This window comes from Mesorhizobium sp. M4B.F.Ca.ET.214.01.1.1 (genome assembly GCF_004791545.1).
GTDB lineage: Bacteria > Pseudomonadota > Alphaproteobacteria > Rhizobiales > Rhizobiaceae > Mesorhizobium > Mesorhizobium abyssinicae.
Window position 1 is genome coordinate 128801 of sequence record NZ_SRUX01000018.1, and the last position, 20866, is coordinate 149666.

Consider the following 20866-nt stretch of genomic DNA (forward strand, 5'->3'; position numbering starts at 1 on the left):
GGGAGAGAGGAGGATCCCCGGCAATGAAAGGCACTGCACTCTCGGCATGCTTCGTCGCACTGCTGGCAGCCATGCCCTGTCAGTCGAATGCCGCCTCGCTCAACACCATGAACGATGTCGGAGCGGCGCTGCAGGCGTGCTGGACCCCGCCGGCCAATTCGGAGAACTCGTCGGTGACCTTGAGCTTCAGCTTCAGGCGGGACGGCACGCTGATCGGCCCACCCAAGCCGACGGCGATCAAGGTGAACGGCGACGCGAAGGCGAGGCAGGCCTATGTCGACGCCGCGACCGCGGCGCTGCAGCAGTGCCTGCCGCTGAGCTTCTCGCCGGCGCTGGCGCAGGGCATTGCCGGCAACATCTTCACGCTGCGGTTCAATTCGCCCAAGCAATAAAGACATATGGGCGCGGACGGCTGAAAGCTGGTCGGTCTGGGGATCAATGCCGCGCGCGCCTCGCATCGACATGGCGCTGCAATTCCGGTGCCTCGAAGACGTAGTCGCTCCAGGCCGACTCCGGAATCTGGCCCGCCAGATAGCATTCCAACAGCAGGTTCTGCTCTTGTGTCAGGGGTCTCGGCGCCCGCTCATGATCCAGTCCAAGTGAATGGATGAGGTTCCTGGTCAGGCCAGAGACGGTGAAGTGAATCGACATCCTCTGTCTCCTTTGCCCTAGAACGCCGATTGTGCGCCAAAGGTTTCACCGAGGCCATTCGACACTTTGAGCTAGGCCCCGCGTTGGCGGCTGAGGACGCCGTCGGATCGAGCCGCCGGCCTTCTTTCCGGCCAACTGACCTTGCCGCCGCTATTCGCAGACCACGCGGTAGCGCTTGCCGGGCTCGCTGACGTTCCGGCAGGCGAGCGGCTGCTTCGGCTCGGACGACAGCGAGGGAGGGCTCGCCACCTGCCCTGCCGGCGCTGGCGGGGGGCCGAGCCTGCGGCCAGCCAACCGCCTTGGCGCCTGCGGCGCCACCGGAAAGGGGCCTGCCTGCATTCGCGGCGGTCCGGCCTGCGGCTGCGGCGGGGGCCTGTCCCAGATACGCCTGACGTCGAGCGGCTTCGGGATCATCACGGTGCCATCGTCGCTGCGCGCGCAGCCGCCTGCCGCAAGCAGCGCCGGGCACAGGAAAAACAGCACGATCCGTCCGAACATTAGCAACACCCCAATATACGGTTTATAACGCGGCAGCGCCGCAGCCGACAACCTGCGCGATGCGGCCAGGCCGCGACAGTTCGCCCCCGGTCGCGGTTTGTTAAGGTTAGCGGATCGTTAATGCTTCTGAGGCACAGTCCGCCGACGAACCGCGACGGGGGTTCGGCTGGGGGTGGCATCAGCATGGCGGACGTGGACGGGACGGGGAACGGCGGCAAACGCGACCCCCTCGAAGCAGCGGTTGCGCGCGGCGACGATGCGCTCGCCGAAGACGGCGTACAGCATCTTGCCGATCTCGAGCGCACGATGGACGCCATGCATATGGGTGTCGTGCTCCTGGATGCCCAGCTCGACACGCTGATCATCAACAAGGCCTATCGCGACCTCTCCAGAATTCCCGACGGGGCAGTGAGCGTCGGCGCTCCGTTCAGCCGCCTGATGGAACTCAATCGCCGCAACGGCATCTATGGCGATATCGGCGAAAAGGAATGGCAGCGCTACCTCGCCAGCCGCTTCGCGGAGATTCGCGGCGGCTCAGTCGCGCCGCGCGAGTTTGTCGACGCCAACGGCAGGACAATGATGTTCTCGGTCACCGCGCTGTCCGGGGGCAAGCGGTTGTTGACCTACTACGAGGTCACCGACGTCAAGCGCCGCGATGCCGAGGTCGAGAGCGCCAACGCCAGGACCGCGGAGACCTTCGCCAATCTTCGCGCCATGGTCGACCAAATGCCGATCGGCGTCCTTGTCCTCGACGCGGACATGCGCGCGCAGGTGATCAACCGCGCCTTCCACGAGTTCTGGAAAATCGAGCCCAGCCGCGCCGGGATCGGCAGCGGCTTCCGCGAGCTGATGGAAGCGAGCCGCGGGATCGACCCCTACGGAGCCGACGACGAGGCATGGCAGCGCCTCATGGCCGAGCGCGAGGCCGAAATCAGGGCTGGCGTTGCCGGATCGCGGCAGCTGCCACTCAATGACGGCCGCACGCTGATTGCCTCGCTGGCGCCACTTGCCGGCGGCAAGCGGCTGATCTCCTATGTCGACGTCACCGACATGAAGGATCGCGAGGCGGAGGCCGAGGACGCGCGCAAGAACCTCGCCACCGTGCTGGAATCGCTGCCGGCCGGCGTCATCATCTACGATCGTGACGACAGGTTCGTCTTCGCCAACCGAAAACTGCAGGAGACGCTTCCGGCGCTGAAGCCGGTGTGGCAGCCCGGCCGAAGCTTCCGCGAGGCGCTGGCGCTCGGCCATTCGGTCGGCTATTTCCGCCAGAGCGGCGATCCTGAGATCGACAGCCTCTACGAGCGCGATCGCGACGGGTGGTTCGACGCGATGCTCGCCCACTACCGGCTGCCGAACTCATCCTATGAGCGGCGCAATCCGGACGGCCGCTGGTACCAGGTCTACGACATGCGGACCGAGGACGGCACCTTCATCGGCGTGCGCGTCGACATTTCCGACATCAAGAGCCGCGAGAAGGCGCTGCATGACTCTATGCGGCAGATCGATCTGTTCCGGCACGTCATGGACGAGCTGCCGGTGGCTGCCTTCATCAAGGCCGAGGATCTCCGCATCGAATTCGTCAACAAGGCCTGGTGCGCCATCACCGGCCTCGCCAAGGAGGACGTCATCGGCCGCAGCGACCGCCAGCTGTTCGGCGCCGAGGATGCCGAAAGCTACAGCCATGACGACACCGAAGTGGTCGTCGCCGGCAAGGTCCTGGAGGTCGAGGAGCCCGTCACCCATCGCGACGGCACCGTGCGGCAGCTGATGACGCGCAAGAGCCGCCTGGTTGCGACGGACGGGTCGGTACATCTGGTCGGCTCCAGCACCGACATCACCGACGTCAAGGCGCGCGAGCGGGCGCTGGAAGAGAGCATGCGCGAGAACGAGGTGTTCCGCAGCCTCATCGACAACGTGCCAGTGTCGATCTACGCCAAGCGTTCGGACCTCAGGCAGTTCTACGTCAACAAGGGCTGGTGCGACCTCACCGGCTTCGCCAAGGAAGATGCGATCGGCAGGACCGACGTCGAAATCTTCGGGCCGGACGGCGAGGCCTTCGTCGCTGGCGATCTCGCCGTGCTGCGCACCGGCGAGACGCAGGAGATCGAGGAGAGCGTGACGCTGCCCGACGGCAGCGTGCGGCACCAGTTCGCGCGCAAGGGGGCGATGATTGCCTCCGACGGCTCGCTCTATCTGATCGGATCGACCACCGACATCACCGAGCTCAAGCAGCGCGAGGCCGAGCTCAGCGAAGCGCGGCAGCGCGCCGTGCTCGCCGACCGCGCCAAATCGGAATTCCTGGCCAATATGAGCCATGAGATCCGCACGCCGATGAACGGCGTGCTCGGCATGGCCGAATTGCTCGCCAAGTCCGACCTCGACCCCAAGCAGAAGACGTTCACCGACATCATCGTGAAGTCGGGCAACGCGCTTTTGACCATCATCAACGACATCCTCGACTTCTCCAAGATCGATGCCGGCCAGCTGGTGCTCGATCCGGCGCCCTTCAACCTTGCCGAGGCCATCGAGGATGTGGCAACTCTGGTGTCGACTCGCGCCAAGGAGAAGGATCTCGAGCTCATCGTGCGCGTGCAGCCTGGCCTCGACAGCCAGTTCGTCGGCGATGTCGGGCGCATCAGGCAGATCGTCACCAACCTGCTCGGCAATGCGGTGAAGTTCACCGACGAAGGCCATGTGCTGGTCGACGTCACCGGCGAGCGCGTGCCGACGGGAACGAAGCTCACCATCTCGGTGACCGACACCGGCATTGGCATTCCGGAAGACAAGCTGAAGGCCGTGTTCGAGAAGTTCAACCAGGTCGATACGTCGTCGACGCGGCGGCACGAGGGCACTGGGCTCGGTCTTGCCATCACCTCGCGGCTGGTCGAGCTGATGAGCGGCGAGATCGGGGTCGAGAGCGATGAGGGCAAGGGCTCGACCTTCTGGTTCACGGTGACGCTGCCGCGGGCCATGCAACAGAGTGGGCAGCGGATCATGCCGGTCGACGTCACCGGAGCCCGGGTGCTGATCGTCGACGACAATGCCGTCAACCGCTCGATCCTGAGCGAGCAGATGGCGTCGTGGACGTTCGATTCCTGCGCGGCCGAGAGCGGCGCCGAGGGGTTGAAGGTGCTGATCGCCGCCGCCGCCTATGGCGTGCCGGTCGATTGTGTCGTGCTCGACTACCAGATGCCGGGCATGAGCGGCGCCGAGATGGCGCGTATCGTGCGCAACACCGACGGCCTTGCGCACACGCCGATCATCATGCTGACGTCCGTCGACCAGTCGCTCGCCAACACCAGCTACCGCGACCTCGGCATCGATGCGCAACTGATCAAGCCGGCGCGCTCCTCGGTGCTGCTGGAGACGCTGGTCGCCACCATACAGCGTCACCGCCACAGCACGGCGGTCAGCCATCCGCCGCAGGCGGCGAGCAGCAGTGCGGGGATAGCGCAGCCGGCGCCGGCCAGGGCCGCCTCGGCGGTGTCGGAACGGGCCCTGCTGCAGCCGCCGCCGGCGCGTGCGCGCGCCCGGCCGACCGGTGGCGAACGCGGGCTCGATATCCTCGTGGCCGAGGACAATGAAGTGAACCAGATGGTGTTCACCCAGATCCTCGGCGAGACCGGCTACGGCTTCGAGATCGTCGGCAACGGCCGCAAGGCGCTCGACGCCTACGGTCGGCTCAAACCGCGCATGATCCTGATGGACGTGTCGATGCCGGAGATGAACGGACTGGAGGCGACGGCCGCCATCCGCCGGCTGGAGGAGGAGAGCGGCATGCATGTGCCGATCGTCGGCGTCACCGCGCATGCGCTGAAGGGCGATCGCGAGCGCTGCCTGGAGGCCGGCATGGACGACTATCTGCCCAAGCCCATCAGCCCCAGGGCCCTGCTCGAAAAGCTGGAGCGCTGGATCGGCGCCGACGGCCAGGCGCAAAGAAACGCCGGTTAAACCTGTCGAGGCCGCTGCTTCGGAGCGAGTGCCATCGCAGCGCCCGGTTTGCGAAGCACGGCGGAAAACCGGGGCTGCCGTGGGGATATGGTGCGATCGCACCATATCGAACCGGGCATCGAGCCGAAACAATGGCGGCATCGGATTCGCTCCCCCGGTTACGGGCGGGAGCAGCGACCGCCGGCTAGAAACAGCGTCGACTCTACCCCAACGGACCTGTTTTCGGCGATGGCTCGGCCATGATACGCTCTGGCCAGGGGCAACGCGCTCTCGTCCGGCTTTTCTTTTCTCGGCGGCCGAGGCTCGTGCCGCCGAGGGCAGGGCGGGCCTCCAGAATCGCGCAAGTCCCTGATTCCCACGGCAAACCGCCGTTGCCTCGCCGAGGGCTGGCTGCCAGCCGTTTCCGGCGAGCCGGTCAGGCGTTACCGGGCTGACACGAAACTGTCATGCGACTGTAATAATCGGAAGCTATTGGCCTCACCGGGCGCCGATGGACAGCGGTGCCAAGAGTCCATCTTTCGAAGAGACCATCTTCCGAACAGGAGCAGGCCACATGAACAAATTTCTCCTCACGGCGTCGGCCGCCGCGCTTGCGCTGGCCGCGTCGTCCGGCTTCGCCGCCGCGCGCGACCAGATCCAGGTTGCCGGGTCGTCGACCGTGCTTCCCTATGCCAAGATCGTTGCCGAGCAGTTCGGCGAGACCTTCACCAAGTTCAAGACCCCGGTGGTCGAGTCCGGCGGCAGCGGCGCCGGCATCAAGGAATTCTGCAAGGGCGTCGGCGAAGACACCATCGACATCGCCAACTCCTCGCGCCCGATCAAGAAGGACGAGATCAAGTCCTGCGCCGACGCCGGCGTGAAGGATATCCAGGAAGTCCGCATCGGCTATGACGGCATCGTCTTCGCCACCGACATCAAGGGCCCGGACTGGGCGCTGGTTCCCGCCGACATCTACAAGGCGCTGGCCGCCAAGCTCGTCGTCGACGGCAAGCTGGTCGACAATCCGAACACCAAGTGGAGCCAGGTCAACCCGAAGCTGCCCGACTGGGACATCGCCGCCTACATCCCGGGTGAGAAGCACGGCACGCGCGAAGTGTTCGAGACCAAGCTTCTCGACGCCGGCTGCGACAAGGCTGCCATCAAGGCCACCGGCATCAGCGACGACAAGGAAATCGGCAAGACCTGCATCGCCATCCGCAAGGACGGCAAGGCTGTCGACATCGACGGCGACTACACCGAGACGCTCGCCCGCATCGACTCCAACAAGACCGGCGTCGGCGTGTTCGGCCTCGCCTTCTACGAGAACAATGCCGACAAGCTGAAGGTCGCCAGCGTGGAAGACGTCGTGCCTTCGACCGAGACCATCGCCAGCGGCAAGTATCCGGTTTCGCGCCCGCTGTTCTTCTACGTCAAGAAGGCGCATCTCGGCGTCGTTCCGGGCCTGAAGGAATATGTCGAATTCTTCCTCGACGACCAGATGATCGGCCCGGAAAGCCCGCTCGCCGAATACGGCCTGGTTTCGGCTCCCGACGCCGAGCGTCAGTCGCAGCGCGACGCCTTCGCCGCCGGAAAGACCATGTAATCAAGCTTAGCACCGGGGCGCGGGGTTACCCGCGCCCCGGCCTCTTCGCCCGCCGCAGTGGCGGTGGCGACCGGAGCATGATCCCGAAGTGGGACCGGACAAGATCATGCTCGAACGGGATTTCCCTGGGGTGGGTTCATGTCGTCCATGCTCGTACTTGCCATAGTCGCCGCCATCGGCGTGGTCGCATTCTTCATTGGCCGCCAACGGGCCGTGGCGCAGGACAATGGTTCGGTGAAGCCGCATTCGCGCGCCCATTATCACGGCTGGTGGGCCTTCCTGCTCGCCGTCCTGCCGGCCCTCCTGCTGCTTGCCGTCTGGAACATCGGTTCCTCCGTCTATCTCGAGCGCCACATCCACGCCGCCTTGCCCGAGCGCACCGCCGACAGCGCGGTCGCCAGCGAGGCGCTCGATGTCAGCCTGGTGAAGAGCCTCGCCAGGGGGCTGCGCCAGCTCGATGCAAACACCCAGCTTCCCGCCAGTTTCGCCGAATTGCAGCCGCTGCTCGCCGCCAAGGGCGTGGCGCTGGCGACGGACACCCAGGACTACATGATCCCGATCGCCGTCGAGGCGAATGCGGTGCAGGACCGGCTCGGCCTGATCGGCGCCGTCGTCACGCTCGTGCTGTCGATCGCCGGCGCCTTTTACGCGCTCCGGCAAGTCGCGCCGCGAGCGCGCGCCAGGAACAATGTCGAGCGGCTGATGCTGTGGGGGCTGCTGGCGGCCTCGACCATCGCCATCCTGACCACGGTCGGCATCGTGCTTTCGATGCTGTTCCAGACCATCCAGTTCTTCGACAGCGTTTCGCCGGCGAGCTTCTTCTTCGGCACCGTCTGGGATCCGCGCTTCGCCGCGGCCGGCTCGGGCGGCAGCCAGGGCCAGTTCGGCCTGATCCCGCTCCTGTCCGGCACGCTCTACATCGCCTTCGTCGCCCTGCTGGTGGCGGTTCCGGTCGGTTTGATGTCGGCCGTCTACATGGCCGAATACGCCTCGCCCAAGGTGCGCTCGGTGGTGAAGCCCGCGCTCGAGCTGCTGGCCGGCATCCCGACCATCGTCTACGGCATTTTCGCCGTCGTCACGCTGGGGCCGTTCCTGCGCGATCTCTCGGCGGTGCTGACGGGCGGTTCGCCCTTCATCCAGGGCCAGAGCATCTTCACCGCCGGCCTGGTCATGGGCGTCATGCTGATCCCGGTCGTATCCTCCCTGTCGGACGACATCATCACCGCGGTGCCGCGCGCCATGCGCGATGGCTCGCTCGGCCTCGGCGCGACGCGCTCGGAGACGATCAAGCGGGTGATCCTGCCGGCCGCGCTGCCCGGTATCGTCGGCGCCATCCTGCTGACCGCCTCGCGCGCCATCGGCGAAACCATGATCGTGGTGCTCGCGGCCGGCGTCGCCGCCAATCTCACCGCCAATCCGTTCGAGGCGATGACCACCATCACCGTCAAGATCGTCAACCAGCTGACCGGCGACCTCGAATTCAATTCGCCGCAGACGCTGGTCGCCTTCGCGCTCGGCATCACCCTGTTCGCGCTGACGCTGGTGATGAACATCGTCGCCCTCTACATCGTGCGCAAATACCGGGAGCAGTACGAATGACCGATATCCCGCTGGATACGATGGTCCGGGCCGCGGCTCCCGCGCGCCGCGACATCGGCCTCAAGGCCCGCTACGCCGCCGAACGCCGGTTCCGCATCTATGGCGTGCTGGCGATCTCGGTCGGCCTCGCCTTCCTCGCCATCATGCTGATCACCATCGTCTCGAAGGGCTACACCGCCTTCTGGCAGACGACCGTGACGCTGCCGATCAATTTCGACGAGAAGATCATCGATCCTTCCAACAAGCGCGCCACCGATCCGGACGTGCTGATCAAGGCGAACTATCCCAAGCTGGCCGACAAGGCGCTGATGGCCAAGCTCGGCATCGATCCCTCCAACAAGCCGATGGCGCTGAAGCTGAAGGGCTTCCTGTCGGAGGGCGCGCGCGTGCAATTGCGCGACATCGTCGTCGCCGATCCGTCGGTCATCGGCACCACGCGCAACGTCGACATCCTCGCCGCGGCCAATCTCGATTCCGCCTTCAAGGGCCAGATCGACCTCAACGTCGAGGAAGCGCGCCGCAAGGTCTCTGACCAGCAGATCGCCTGGATGAACCAGCTCAAGGCCGACGGCACCATGGCCGAGCATTTCAACAAGGGCCTGTTCACCTATGGCGCCTCCAGCCGTCCGGAAACGTCGGGCATGGGCGTGGCCATCATCGGCTCCTTCTACATGATGGTGATCGTGCTGCTTCTGGCGCTGCCGATCGGCGTAGCCGCCTCCATCTATCTGGAGGAATTCGCCAAGAAGAACCGCTTCACTGACCTGATCGAAGTCAACATCAACAATCTGGCGGCGGTGCCGTCGATCGTCTTCGGCCTGCTCGGCCTTGCCGTGTTCATCAACTTCCTCGGCATGCCGCGCTCGGCCGCCTTTGTCGGCGGCCTGGTGCTGACGCTGATGACGCTGCCGACGATCATCATCGCCACCCGCGCGGCGCTTGCCGCCGTGCCGCCGTCGATCCGCTCGGCGGCGCTCGGTCTCGGCGCCTCCAAGATGCAGATGGTGTTCCAGCACATCCTGCCGCTTGCCGCCCCCGGCATCCTCACCGGCACCATCATCGGCCTGGCGCGCGCGCTCGGCGAGACCGCGCCGCTGCTCCTGATCGGCATGGTCGCCTTCGTCGCCGACTATCCGAAGACGCCATTCGATCCGGCGACAGCGCTGCCGGTGCAGATCTACATGTGGGCCAACGAGGCAGAGCGCGCCTTCGTCGAGCGCATGTCGGGCGCGATCATCATCCTGCTCGTCTTCCTCATGGCCATGAACATCACGGCGATCGTGCTCAGGCGCCGCTTCGAACGGCGCTGGTAAAAGAAGGCATCTGGTATGAACATCATGACCGAACAGTCTCTTGAAAACGCAGTGGGCGACAAAATGAACGCCAAGTCGAACGAAGTGATCAAGATGCGCGGCGACAAGGTCGGCGTGTTCTATGGCGAGAAGCAGGCGCTGTTCGACGTCAATCTCGACGTCCGCCTCAACCAGGTGACGGCGCTGATCGGTCCTTCGGGCTGCGGCAAGTCGACCTTCCTGCGCTGCCTCAACCGCATGAACGACACCATCGATTCGGCGCGGGTGACCGGCAAGATCACGCTGGACCAGGAGGACATCTACGACAAGAGCATCGACGTCGTCGAGCTCAGGGCCCGGGTCGGCATGGTGTTCCAGAAGCCGAACCCGTTCCCGAAGTCGATCTACGAGAATGTCGCCTACGGCCCGCGCATCCATGGGCTGGCCAAGCGCAAGGCCGACATGGACCAGATCGTCGAATCCAGCCTGAAGAAGGCGGCGATCTGGAACGAGGTGAAGGACCGCCTGCACGAGCCCGGCACCGGCCTGTCCGGCGGCCAGCAGCAGCGCCTGTGCATCGCCCGCGCCATCGCCGTCTCGCCGGAGGTGATCCTGATGGACGAGCCGTGTTCGGCGCTCGACCCGATCGCAACCGCCCGCGTCGAGGAGCTGATCGACGAGCTGCGCCAGAACTACACGATCGTCATCGTCACCCATTCGATGCAGCAGGCGGCGCGCGTGTCGCAGCGCACGGCGATGTTCCACCTCGGCTACCTGGTCGAGGAGGGCGCCACCGACAAGATGTTCACCAACCCCGACGACAAGCGCACCCAGGACTACATCACCGGCCGGTTCGGCTGATTTCCAAGCACGAGGACAGGATCATGGGTGAACATCATACGGTTGCGTCTTTCGACGAGGATCTCGGCGCCATCAGCAAGCTGATCTCCGACATGGGCGATCTCGCCCGCTCGATGGTCGCCGGCTCGACGCGGGCGCTGCTCAATTCCGACAACGCCCTGGCGCAGCGCGTGGTGTCCGACGACGCCATCATGGACGCGCGCCAGCGCGAACTCGACGACCGCGCCATCACACTGATCGCCAAGCGGCAGCCGATGGCCAACGATCTGCGCGCCGTGGTCGGCTCGATCCGCATGGCGGGCGACCTCGAACGCATCGGCGACCTCGCCAAGAACATCGCCAAGCGCGTCGGCACCGTCGGTCTCAGCGTCACGCCGCGCGACCTTTCGCATTCCATCGACGGCATGGCGCAGCTGGTGCTGATCCAGGTGCAGGGGGTCATCGAGGAATATGCCGCCGCTGATGCCGCGGCGCTTGCCAAGCTCCGCAACGACGACGAGCGCATCGACGTTAAATACACCTCGGTGTTCCGCGAACTTTTGACCTACATGATGGAAGATCCGCGCAACATCACCGCTTGCACGCATCTGTTGTTCTGCGCCAAGAATCTGGAGCGCATCGGCGACCATGTCACCAACATCGCCGAGAACGCCTACTACGTGCTGACCGGCCAGCAACTGCCCGCCAATCGTCCGAAGCTGGACGAGACGGCGATGTCGGCGCCGGCCTGAGAAGAAGGGTGACGGGCCGATGATCGCGCCACGCATCATGGTGGTGGAGGACGAGGAGCCGCTGGGGGTGCTGCTCCGCTACAATCTTGAATCGGAAGGCTACCAGGTCGAGGTGGTGACACGCGGCGACGAGGCCGAAATCCGGCTGCAGGAAAACGTGCCCGACCTCCTGGTGCTCGACTGGATGGTGCCGGCGGTTTCCGGCATCGAGCTCTGCCGGCGCCTCAGGATGCGGCCGGAGACCGAGCGGCTGCCGATCATCATGCTGACGGCGCGCGGCGAGGAAAGCGACCGGGTGCGCGGCCTCTCCACCGGCGCCGACGACTATCTGGTCAAGCCGTTCTCGACGCCGGAGTTCATGGCGCGCGTCAAGGCGCTGCTGCGCCGCGCCAAGCCGGAAGTCCTGTCCAGCATGCTGAAGGTCGGCGACATCGTGCTCGATCGCGAGTCGCACCGGGTGTACCGCAAGAAGAGCGAAATCCGGCTCGGACCGACCGAGTTCCGCCTGCTCGAATTCATGATGCGGCATCCCGGCCGGGTGTTCTCGCGCAGCCAGCTGCTCGACAATGTCTGGGGCGAGACGATCTACATCGACGAGCGCACGGTCGACGTGCATGTCGGCCGCCTGCGCAAGGCGGTCAACAATGGCCGCATGCCTGACGTCATCCGCACCATCCGGGGCGCGGGCTACGCGATCAGGGAAGATTGACGCTCAGGCCACGTTCTTCCCGGTGGCGCCGCCTTTCACCTGCACGCCCGGCGCGAAAATCTCCTGGTCGACGAAGGTCAGTGCGCGCATGGCGCAGCCTTCGCGGATGAGCGGCAATTCGTTCGGCTCGGTGTCGAAGGAGATCGACTTCGAATGCTGGCCGCCGGCGGTCTGGGCGATCGCCTCGCGCAGCGCCGGCTCGATCAGATCGAAGGCGGCGGCGCTGACGCCGACCATGGCGACGGGAGCTGGATCGATCAGCGCGAACAGGCTGCCGAGGCCGAAGCCGAGCGCCTCGCCGGCCTTGCGGTAGGCCTGGCGCTCCGGGCCGTCGCCGGCGCGCGCCCTGGCGGCGAGCGAGCGCATGTCGGCGTCGCTGACATCGACCGGCTCGGCGTCCTCGCCCATCTGCTTGGCATTGCGCCAGATCGCATAGTTGCCGGCATAGGCCTCGACGCAGCCGCGCCGGCCGCAGCGGCAGAGCGCGCCGCCCGGCCGGTGGATCATGTGGCCGAATTCGCCGCCGGAGGAATGGGTGCCGGTGAACAGCTCTCCCTTCAGCACCAGCCCCATGCCGATGCCGTGCGAGAGCAGGATGGCAATGAAGTCGTCGCGGTACCGCTCGGGATCGCGCCACTGCAAGGCCACCGCCATCATGTTGCAGTCATTCTCCATCGTGGCCGGAACGCCAAATTCGGCTTCCAGAATGTCGGCGAAGGCGATGTCGGTCTGCGGCGTGATCGGCGACCACAACATGGCGCGGGCATGGGTGTCGGTGATGCCCTGGATGCCCATGGCGATGCGGGCGACGCCGCGGACGTCGAGGTCGGGATCCTCGAAACGGCGCCGGACGATGGCCACGCATTCGCCGATCAGCTCGTCGCGCGGCATGATCGCCGTGTCGAGGCGGCGCTGCTCCTCGGCAATGACCTGCCCGGCATAGTCGATGACGGCGACGGAAAGGAAGTTCAGCGACAGGACCACCGTCATCACCGCCGTGGCTTCCGGATTGAGGGCAAGCCCGACCTGCGGACGGCCGCGCTTCAGCGAAACAGCCTCGTTTGGCTTGCTCTCGGTCAGGATGCCTTCCTGGATCAGGTCGGACGAGATCGCCGAGATGGTCGAATGGCTGAGGCCGGTGGTGGCGGCGATCTCGGTCCGCGACGGCTGGCCGGCGCGGCGCACGGCCGAAATAACCATCGCCCGGTTGCGTCGGCGCAGATCGTCGTGGCGGATTCCAACCGACATGCTTTGCCTTCCTCCCGGTCGTCGCGGCCGTTTTTGATTTCGAAGGCCGTCGGCGACACCGTATGAATAGTGGCAGAAGCGGGCCAGCCTGTCATTTATTTATTCCGGAGCTCGAAAAAAATTCGCCGAGGCCTCAGAATCGATCAGAATCGTTGTTGACAGCGCTCCGGCGTTGGATCATATTTTTTTCGAGGCTCGAAAAAAAGCCTCTATGCCGGCCTCAGGGCCAGTCTGGGTCGCGCCGCAATGGCGCAGGGAGGATATAATGAAGAAATTCGCAACCGCCATGCTGGCGGGTGTCGCCTTGTCGTTGACGCTCGCGTCGGTCGCCGAGGCGAAGGACAAGGTGATCGGCGTTTCCTGGTCGAACTTCCAGGAAGAGCGCTGGAAGACCGATGAAGCGGCGATGAAGAAGGCCATCGAGGCGGCCGGCGACAAGTATATTTCCGCCGACGCGCAGTCCAATCCGGGCAAGCAGCTGACCGACGTCGAAAGCCTGATCTCGCAGGGCGCCAATGCCCTGATCGTGCTGGCGCAGGACGCTTCGGCCGTCGGGCCGGCGGTGCAAAAGGCGCTGGACGAAGGCATTCCGGTCGTCGGCTACGACCGGCTGATCGAGAACAAGGACGTCTTCTACCTGACCTTCGACAACAAGGAAGTCGGCCGCATGCAGGCCCGCGAAGTGTTCAAGGTCAAGCCGGAAGGCAACTATGTCTTCATCAAGGGCTCGGGCGCCGATCCGAACGCCGATTTCCTGTTCGCCGGCTCGATGGAAGTGCTGAAGGAAGCCATCGACGGCGGCAAGATCAAGAATGTCGGCGAGGCCTATACCGACGGCTGGCTGCCCGCCAACGCGCAGAAGAACATGGAGCAGTTCCTGACCGCCAACGACAACAAGGTCGATGCGGTGGTGGCGGCCAATGACGGCACCGCCGGCGGCGTCGTCGCCGCGCTGACGGCGCAGGGCCTCGCCGGGACCGTTCCGGTGTCGGGCCAGGACGGCGACCACGCCGCGCTGAACCGCATCGCGCTCGGCACCCAGACCGTGTCGGTGTGGAAGGACGCGCGCGAACTCGGCAAGAACGCCGCCGAGATCGCCTCGGCTCTCGCCGACGGCAAGAAGATGACCGACATTGCCGGCGTAAAGGACTTCACCACGCCGGGCGGCAACACCGTCAAGTCGCTGTTCCTGACGCCGGTCGCGATCACCAAGGACAACCTCAACGTCGTCATCGACGCGGGCTGGATCAAGAAGGACGAAGTCTGCGCCGGCGTTGCCGCGGGCGCCGTCGCTGCCTGCAACTGAGGCAGTTTGAAGACCAGGCGCCGCGGCCCATGAGCCGCGGCGTCCATCAAGCTTACGTTTCGCAACGGGCTGCCGGCTTCAAGTGAGCCGGGAAAGCCAATAGAATCATGTTCCGGCAACCGCGCCAGACGGCAAACCGGTGGGAGGAAATCATGACCGATACGACCTCAAGCACGGTCGCCGCGGACCGGGCACGCGCAGCCGAACTCAGCGCCGCCGGCCGCTTCCTCAAGGCAACCGAACTCGACACGCGCATGCTCGGCATGGTCGGCGCGCTGCTGGTCATCTGGATCGGCATCCACGTCCTGTCGGGCGGGCTTTTCCTGACGCCGCGCAACCTGTGGAACCTGTCGGTGCAGACGTCCTCGGTAGCCATCATGGCGACCGGGATGGTGCTGGTCATCGTCATGCGCAATATCGATCTTTCCGTCGGCTCCGTCGAAGGCGTGGTCGGCATGATCATGGGCGTGGCGCAGGCCGAATTCCTGATCCGGGTCATCGGTCTCGAGCTCGGAAATCCCTGGCTGTGGATCATCGCGCTCGCTGCCGGCGTGGTGCTTGGCCTGGCGATCGGCGCCTTCCAGGGCTTCATCATCGCCTATATGGAGGTGCCGGCTTTCATCGTCACGCTGGGCGGCCTGCTGGTCTGGCGCGGCATGGCCTGGATGATCACCAGCGGCCGCACGGTCGCGCCGCTCGACGCCACCTTCCAGTTGATGGGTGGCGGACCGCGCGGCTCGATCGGGGCCACGGCGAGCTGGGTCGTTGGCGTCGTCGCCTGCGCGGCGGTCGCCTTCGCGCTGCTCAACGGCCGCTCGCAGCGCAAGCGGTTCAATTTCCCGCTGCGTCCGGTATGGGCGGAAGTCTTCCTCGGCGTCGTCGCCTGCGCCGCCATCCTCGGCGCGGTCTCGGTCGCCAATTCCTATCCGTGGCCGGTCGGCATCGTGCGCCAGTACGCCCAGCAGAACGGCATCACCATTCCCGAAGGCGGTCTGTTCATCGCCCACGGCATCGCCATACCGGTGCTGATGGCGGTCGCGGTCGGCATCGTCATGACCTTCATCACCCGGCGAACCCGCTTCGGCCGCTATGTGTTCGCCATCGGCGGCAATCCGGAGGCGGCCTCGCTCGCCGGCATCAACACGCGCTGGGTGACGATGAAGGTGTTCATGATCATGGGCGTGCTGGCCTCGATCAGCGCCGCCATCTCGTCGGCGCGCCTCAACGCCGCGACCAACGCGCTGGGCACGCTGGACGAGCTCCTGGTCATCGCCGCCGCCGTCATCGGCGGCACGTCGCTCGCCGGCGGCTCGGGAACCGTGCTGGGGGCCATGCTCGGCGCGCTTCTGATGCAGTCGCTGCAGTCAGGCATGGTGCTGCTCGGCATCGACTCGCCGCTGCAGAGCATTGTCGTCGGCGCGGTTCTGGTCGTCGCCGTCTGGCTCGATACCGTCTACCGCAAGCGAGTCTGAGCAAGAACTTCAGGGAGGAGACGCGACCATGGAAAAGACAGCTCCCACCGGCACGCCGCTGATCGACATGCGCAACATCTCGATCGCCTTCGGCGGCATTCGCGCCGTCGACGATGCCTCGATCGATCTCTTTCCAGGCGAGGTGGTGGCGCTGCTCGGCCACAACGGCGCCGGCAAGTCGACGCTGATCAAGATCCTGTCCGGCGCCTACAAGCGCGACGCCGGCCAGATCTTCGTCAACGGCGAGGAGGCGCACATCTCCAATCCGCGCGACGCCAAGAAATACGGCATCGAGACGATCTACCAGACGCTGGCGCTCGCCGACAATGTCGACGCCGCCGCCAATCTCTTCCTCGGCCGCGAGCTGATGACCGGCTGGGGCACGCTCGACGATGTCGCCATGGAGGCCGAGGCGCGCAAGGTGATGGGCCGGCTCAATCCGCGCTTCCAGCGTTTCAAAGAGCCGGTGATCAAGCTCTCCGGCGGCCAGCGGCAGTCGGTGGCGATCGCGCGCGCCATCCTGTTCAACGCCCGCATCCTGATCATGGACGAGCCGACGGCCGCGCTCGGGCCGCAGGAGACGGCGCAGGTCGGCGAGCTGGTCAAGCAGCTCAAGGCCGAGGGCATCGGCATCTTCCTGATCAGCCACGACATCCACGACGTGTTCGAGCTTGCCGACCGGGTCTGCGTGATGAAGAACGGGCAGGTGGTCGGCACCGCGCGCACCAGCGACGTCACCCAGGACGAGGTGCTCGGCATGATCATCCTTGGCAAATGTCCGCCCGGCGCCATTCCCGGACCGGGGGCGCTGAAGATCGCCGCCTGAGGATTGGAAGCCGGCCAGAGCGGTTCAACGTTTCACGGAAACGCAGAACCGCTCTATCTCTTTGTTTTCACTCAATTCCGGACGGAAAACCGGTTCCCGCTTTTCCTGGAATTGCTCTAATGTCCGATACGTGATGTGCCAGGCGTCATGATGATTTGGCCGTGCCATTGTGTTGCCGCGGGGACTTGCTCATAAAGGTGCCCAACCGTTCAGGGGCCACTTCCTCAGTTGAAAAAGTTCTTCCCGATCCTCGCCTTCATCGCCGTCGCGCTGATCAGCCTGACGATGGCGGGGTTCGCCTATTTCGCCACGCAGGAAGCGGCGCGGATCAAGTTCGACGCGACCGCGGACGACGCGCTCAACCGGATCGAGAGCCGCATCGATCTCCACCTTTCGCTCCTGCGCTCGACCCAGGCGCTGTTCGACGCCCGCAACGGCGACATTTCACGCAATGAATTCAAGGCGTTCTTCAACGCGCTCGATGTCGACAACAATTTCGCCGGGCTGCGCGGCATCGGCTTCCTGCGGCTGGCCAAGGCCGGCGACGAGGCGGCGGTCGAGCGCGATATCCTGCGCGACCATGGCGTCGCGCATCAGGTCTACCCCGCGACGACGCAACCCTGGCGCACGCCGATCGTGATGTTCGAACCGATAGCTCCGTCCAACCAGGCCAGCATCGGCTACGACATGTTCACCGAGCCGGCGCGGCGGGTGGCGATCGAAAAGGCGATGGCCGACGACCAGCAGCATGCAAGCGGCCTGATCCAGCTCGGCCAGGGGACGGGCGCTACCCAGACCTTCCCTGGGTTCCTGGTCTTCGTGCGGCTCAATGTCGAAACCGCGCCCGAGGTCATCAACGCCAGCCGGTCGTCGACGGCGGGATTCCTCTATGCGGCCTTCCGCGCCCGGGACCTGTTCCAGACTGCGCTCAGCCGCGCCCCGCTGCTGCCGGTCAACACCGAGATCTATGACGGCAAGGTGGACGCCGGCAATCTTCTGTTCCGGTCGGAGACGCCGCCGTCCGAGACCCTCGGCGAGAGGCTGCTGGTGAGCCGCAAGCTCGTCGTCGCCGGTCGTCCCTGGACGGTGCTGTTTCGGCCGACAAGCGCTTTCTCGCTGCCGTCCTCGCGCGCCATTCCGGTGATGCTCGGCCTGTTCGGACTGTTGCTCGCCGGCGCCATAGCGCTGGTGGCGCGCTATCAGGAGCGTGCCTATGACGCGGTATCGCTGCTGCACGAGACGACGGAAAAGAGCCTGCTCGAGAAGGAGCTGATGCTGCAGGAGATGAAGCATCGCATCAAGAACTCGATCACCAGGGTGCTGGCGATCGCGCGCCAGACGGCTTCGCACGCCACCGACGTGAAGGAGTTCTCGTCGTCCTTCGCGGCGCGGCTGCAGGCGATGGCGGCGTCGCAGGACATGCTGACCCGCTCGCGCTGGCAGAAGGCCGATCTCGGCGATCTGCTGCGCATCGAGCTCGGCCAGGTGTTCGGCAAGGAGCTTCCCGCTGGCATATTGTCCGGACCGGAGGTGCTGCTCGACGAGACGACGACCCAGGCACTCGGCCTGACTTTCCATGAGCTGGCGACGAACGCGTTGAAATATGGCGAGGCCGGCAATTCCGTGGGGGCGCTCAAGGTCGACTGGTCGCTGCAGGGGCGCGGCCGCGACAGGCTGCTGGTGCTCAACTGGCGTGAAGCCGGACAGAAGCAGCTCGAAGCCCCGGCCAAGACCGGCTTCGGCACCAAGCTCATAGATCTCAACGTGACGCGCGAATTGCGTGGCACGATCAAGCGCGAGTTTCTCGCCGAGGGGCTGAAGGTGGAGATCAGAATCCCGCTGGCGACCTGAAAGGCGCTCCCCTCACCAGGAACCTTCAAGTGCAGGCGGCACAAACAAACGGAGACCGGACGAGCCGGCCTCCGTTCCTATTGCGCCTGGTCCGAAGCGATCAGCAGCGAGCCGTGTAGAGACGGCCGCGATTGTCGCGATACTGGCAATAGCCATTGCGCAGGTTGCGAACCAGCAGACCCGAGCCCGCGCCGACGGCCGCACCGATGAGCGCGCCCTTGGTGCCGCCAATCAGGCCACCGGCGACGGCGCCGACGCCGGCGCCAACGCCAACGTCCCGCTCGGTCGTGCTGCAGCCGCTGACCGCGACAACCGCAACCATGGCAATAATCATCTTCCGCATAGAGTCACCTCTCCTTTGTCCTCACTTTAGGAGGCTACAACCGCCATTTAACATGAAACAACGGCCTTTGCCCGCTCGATTTTATTGTTGACCAAGATAGGTTTTTTCGGGCCGCGCACTGTCGTTGGAGGCCAGGACGAGGCCGGAGACCTGCAGGGACGCGTCGAGTGTGCCGTCCGGACGCACGTTCCAGACGATCTGGTCGTAGTCGTCCTCCAATGCCGGGTCGACGGCGAGGCATTTGGCAACGACGTGGGGAGCCTGGCCCCGAACGTCGGTCAAGGCGAAGGGCCGTTCGGCGGTGCATTGCTCGGCGGTCTCGAAGACGCTGACAGGCACCGACAATTCACGGCATTCGGTCATGGAGTTGGAGCAGCCGATGACCAGCAGCAAGGCAGCAATATGTTCCATGGCGAGATTCCTCTCGCACAAGAACGGAGCAAAACCGGCAAAGTTCCTGCGGCAGCGGTGTCGCCCTCGAATAATTGGCGGGCGGGAGCGAGCAGATGGCGGGACGTCAGCTGAACTGCATCGCCAGCGTCAGCGCGATGGCCGCGAGCAGGATGACGGCAGCGGCCAGGCGAAGCAGGGGATGGGAGACGCTGGATGAGGCCGAGGCCGGAGCTTCGGCATCCTGGAACCCGCTCATCGAGACGCGAGCGGCCTGCTCCAGCCTGTTCATGTCGGCAACCGTCACGGACCCACCCTCCCTGTCGCGCTGCAACCGGCGAGGGCCTCAGGCCCTGGCAAGTTGCAGCGCCATCTGGGAAGAACAGCATCGGACTTTATGGTGAACAGCCGGTTAAGGGTCTTGCCGGCGCGCCCGTGGCGCGGCGCCGAGCAAGTCAGTCCGTGGCAAAATTGCCCTTGGGGATGACGAGGCGATATTCGAGGCGATCGCCGATGATTTCGAGCGTCGCCGTGCCGTTGAGCGATGCCGGCACGACACGTTCCAGGGCGACGCTGCCGAAACGCTTCTCGCTGCTACTGACGTCGCGGGCGCCGATGGCTTCGCACCATGTCAGCGACAAGGCCGGCTCGCCGCCGGCGTCGGTCGTCAGCCTCGCGGTCAACTCGACGCGCCCGTCCGGCCGCGACAGGGCGCCATAGCTCACTGAATTGACGGCAAGCTCATGCATGGCCAGGCCGATATGCAGGGCGGCGTTGGGATTGAGATAGGGGTTCTCGCCCTCGAGGCGCAGGCTGCGCTCCGGGTCGGCGGCGTAGCGGCCAACCTGGCCGGAGACGAGCTCGTGAAGGGCTGCGCCCCGCCAATTGGAGGAGGTGACCAGATCCTGCGAGGAGGCCAGCGACTGCAGCCGGCCGCGAAAGCGCGGCAGAAAATCACCCGATGCACCGGAATAGCGGCCGGTTTGGGTGGCGATGCTCTGGATGATGGCGAGCAGGTTCTTCGAGCGGTGGCTGACCTCGCGCAGCAGCGTCTTCAGCGTTTGCTCGCGTCGCCTCTGCTCGGTGGTCTCGACCATGGTGGTGACGATGCCCTGCACTTCGCCGCCCTCGCCGTGGTCGGCGTCGATCCAGACCTGGAACCAGCGCACGCCGTCTTCGCCCGGCACGCCAAGCTCGAGCCGCTCCGGCTTGCCGGAGGCGATGACGCCGCGTTTGGCGGCGCCGATGCGCTCGGCCTGGGCGGGCGGCAGTATGCCGTTGCTGTCGGCCGTGTCGGTGGCCCACGGCGCGCGCATGTTGCGCGCCCAGACCGTCTTCATCTCGCGGTCCTGATAGAGAACGGAAATGCCGGCATTGTGCAGCGCGTGAAGCAGCGCCCGGCCAAGCTGCATTCCGCTTTCGGCCGGATGCAGGGCGATGACCTCTTCGCCCTGTCTGCTGTCGCTCATGTTTGAGGCCTTGGAACGCATCGATCGCTTGCCACCGAGCTCAAGCTGAACGGCTTACTGCAAAATGGGTTCCCGAAAATGAGG

General features: G+C 65.3%; 19 protein-coding genes. 12 read left to right on the forward strand and 7 right to left on the reverse strand.

The genetic code is table 11. The features are described 5' to 3' along the window. The first annotated feature begins 71 nt into the window (after positions 1–71). A complete protein-coding gene (locus EN857_RS29015) occupies positions 72–392 on the forward strand; it encodes a hypothetical protein (RefSeq protein ID WP_245493289.1) in 321 nt (106 codons plus the stop codon). Positions 393–435: 43 nt separating this feature from the next. Here the strand turns inward: EN857_RS29015 and EN857_RS29020 are convergent, their stop codons facing one another. Both EN857_RS29020 and EN857_RS29025 read right to left on the reverse strand, forming a co-directional pair. Continuing rightward, positions 436–651, reverse strand: coding sequence for a hypothetical protein (locus tag EN857_RS29020; protein ID WP_127282790.1), 216 nt, complete (start codon positions 649–651; stop codon positions 436–438). Between the two features lie 150 nt (positions 652–801). After that, entirely contained in the window at positions 802–1149 is a 348-nt protein-coding gene (locus EN857_RS29025; protein ID WP_127391067.1) for a hypothetical protein, read from the reverse strand. A gap of 183 nt (positions 1150–1332) precedes the next feature. On the opposite strand from EN857_RS29025, the gene EN857_RS29030 reads away from it, so the two are divergent. The 7 genes from EN857_RS29030 (at position 1333) to phoB (ending at position 11877) form a co-directional block, all read left to right on the forward strand. Next, a complete protein-coding gene (locus EN857_RS29030; RefSeq protein ID WP_135859441.1) occupies positions 1333–5103 on the forward strand; it encodes a response regulator in 3771 nt (1256 codons plus the stop codon). 553 nt (positions 5104–5656) lie between these two features. Further along, the gene (locus EN857_RS29035) at positions 5657–6685 is read left to right on the forward strand and encodes a substrate-binding domain-containing protein (protein ID WP_127282793.1); all 1029 of its coding nucleotides are present in this window, start codon (positions 5657–5659) and stop codon (positions 6683–6685) included. 138 nt (positions 6686–6823) lie between these two features. Beyond that, positions 6824–8284: a phosphate ABC transporter permease subunit PstC gene (pstC, locus tag EN857_RS29040; RefSeq protein ID WP_127391065.1), complete on the forward strand. Its 1461-nt coding sequence runs from the start codon at positions 6824–6826 to the stop codon at positions 8282–8284. After that, positions 8281–9597 carry a phosphate ABC transporter permease PstA gene (gene pstA / locus EN857_RS29045; RefSeq protein WP_127391064.1) on the forward strand — a complete coding sequence of 439 codons (1317 nt, stop codon included), beginning with the start codon at positions 8281–8283 and terminating at the stop codon, positions 9595–9597. The genes pstC and pstA overlap by 4 nt, the downstream gene beginning before the upstream one ends. 15 nt (positions 9598–9612) lie before the next feature. Further along, positions 9613–10437 carry a phosphate ABC transporter ATP-binding protein PstB gene (gene pstB, locus EN857_RS29050; RefSeq protein ID WP_127282796.1) on the forward strand — a complete coding sequence of 275 codons (825 nt, stop codon included), beginning with the start codon at positions 9613–9615 and terminating at the stop codon, positions 10435–10437. A 23-nt stretch (positions 10438–10460) separates the two neighbouring features. Next, a complete protein-coding gene (gene phoU, locus EN857_RS29055) occupies positions 10461–11168 on the forward strand; it encodes a phosphate signaling complex protein PhoU (RefSeq protein ID WP_127282797.1) in 708 nt (235 codons plus the stop codon). Between the two features lie 19 nt (positions 11169–11187). After that, positions 11188–11877: a phosphate regulon transcriptional regulator PhoB gene (gene phoB / locus EN857_RS29060; protein WP_006203872.1), complete on the forward strand. Its 690-nt coding sequence runs from the start codon at positions 11188–11190 to the stop codon at positions 11875–11877. Positions 11878–11880: 3 nt separating this feature from the next. Here phoB and EN857_RS29065 read toward each other — a convergent pair whose 3' ends face one another. Continuing rightward, positions 11881–13125 carry an ROK family protein gene (locus tag EN857_RS29065; RefSeq protein ID WP_127282798.1) on the reverse strand — a complete coding sequence of 415 codons (1245 nt, stop codon included), beginning with the start codon at positions 13123–13125 and terminating at the stop codon, positions 11881–11883. Between the two features lie 265 nt (positions 13126–13390). On the opposite strand from EN857_RS29065, the gene xylF reads away from it, so the two are divergent. The 4 genes from xylF to EN857_RS29085 all read left to right on the forward strand — a co-directional run bounded on the left by xylF (position 13391) and on the right by EN857_RS29085 (position 18580). Next, entirely contained in the window at positions 13391–14431 is a 1041-nt protein-coding gene (gene xylF / locus EN857_RS29070) for a D-xylose ABC transporter substrate-binding protein (protein WP_127310418.1), read from the forward strand. A gap of 152 nt (positions 14432–14583) precedes the next feature. After that, positions 14584–15903 (forward strand): sugar ABC transporter permease, encoded by a 1320-nt coding sequence (locus EN857_RS29075; protein WP_127391063.1) that lies wholly within the window; start codon positions 14584–14586, stop codon positions 15901–15903. 28 nt (positions 15904–15931) lie between these two features. Then, entirely contained in the window at positions 15932–16729 is a 798-nt protein-coding gene (locus EN857_RS29080; protein ID WP_127391062.1) for an ATP-binding cassette domain-containing protein, read from the forward strand. A gap of 228 nt (positions 16730–16957) precedes the next feature. Then, positions 16958–18580 (forward strand): CHASE domain-containing protein, encoded by a 1623-nt coding sequence (locus EN857_RS29085; RefSeq protein ID WP_128346113.1) that lies wholly within the window; start codon positions 16958–16960, stop codon positions 18578–18580. A 100-nt stretch (positions 18581–18680) separates the two neighbouring features. Here EN857_RS29085 and EN857_RS29090 read toward each other — a convergent pair whose 3' ends face one another. From EN857_RS29090 to EN857_RS29105, 4 genes are all read right to left on the reverse strand, one after another. Continuing rightward, positions 18681–18923 (reverse strand): YMGG-like glycine zipper-containing protein, encoded by a 243-nt coding sequence (locus EN857_RS29090; protein WP_127392029.1) that lies wholly within the window; start codon positions 18921–18923, stop codon positions 18681–18683. Between the two features lie 81 nt (positions 18924–19004). After that, positions 19005–19334, reverse strand: a complete 330-nt coding sequence (locus EN857_RS29095) for a hypothetical protein (RefSeq protein WP_127392028.1) — start codon at positions 19332–19334, stop codon at positions 19005–19007. A 106-nt stretch (positions 19335–19440) separates the two neighbouring features. Then, positions 19441–19620 carry a hypothetical protein gene (locus tag EN857_RS29100; RefSeq protein ID WP_127392027.1) on the reverse strand — a complete coding sequence of 60 codons (180 nt, stop codon included), beginning with the start codon at positions 19618–19620 and terminating at the stop codon, positions 19441–19443. Positions 19621–19768: 148 nt separating this feature from the next. Next, positions 19769–20803 (reverse strand): sensor histidine kinase, encoded by a 1035-nt coding sequence (locus EN857_RS29105; protein ID WP_127392026.1) that lies wholly within the window; start codon positions 20801–20803, stop codon positions 19769–19771. Positions 20804–20866 lie beyond the last annotated feature (63 nt).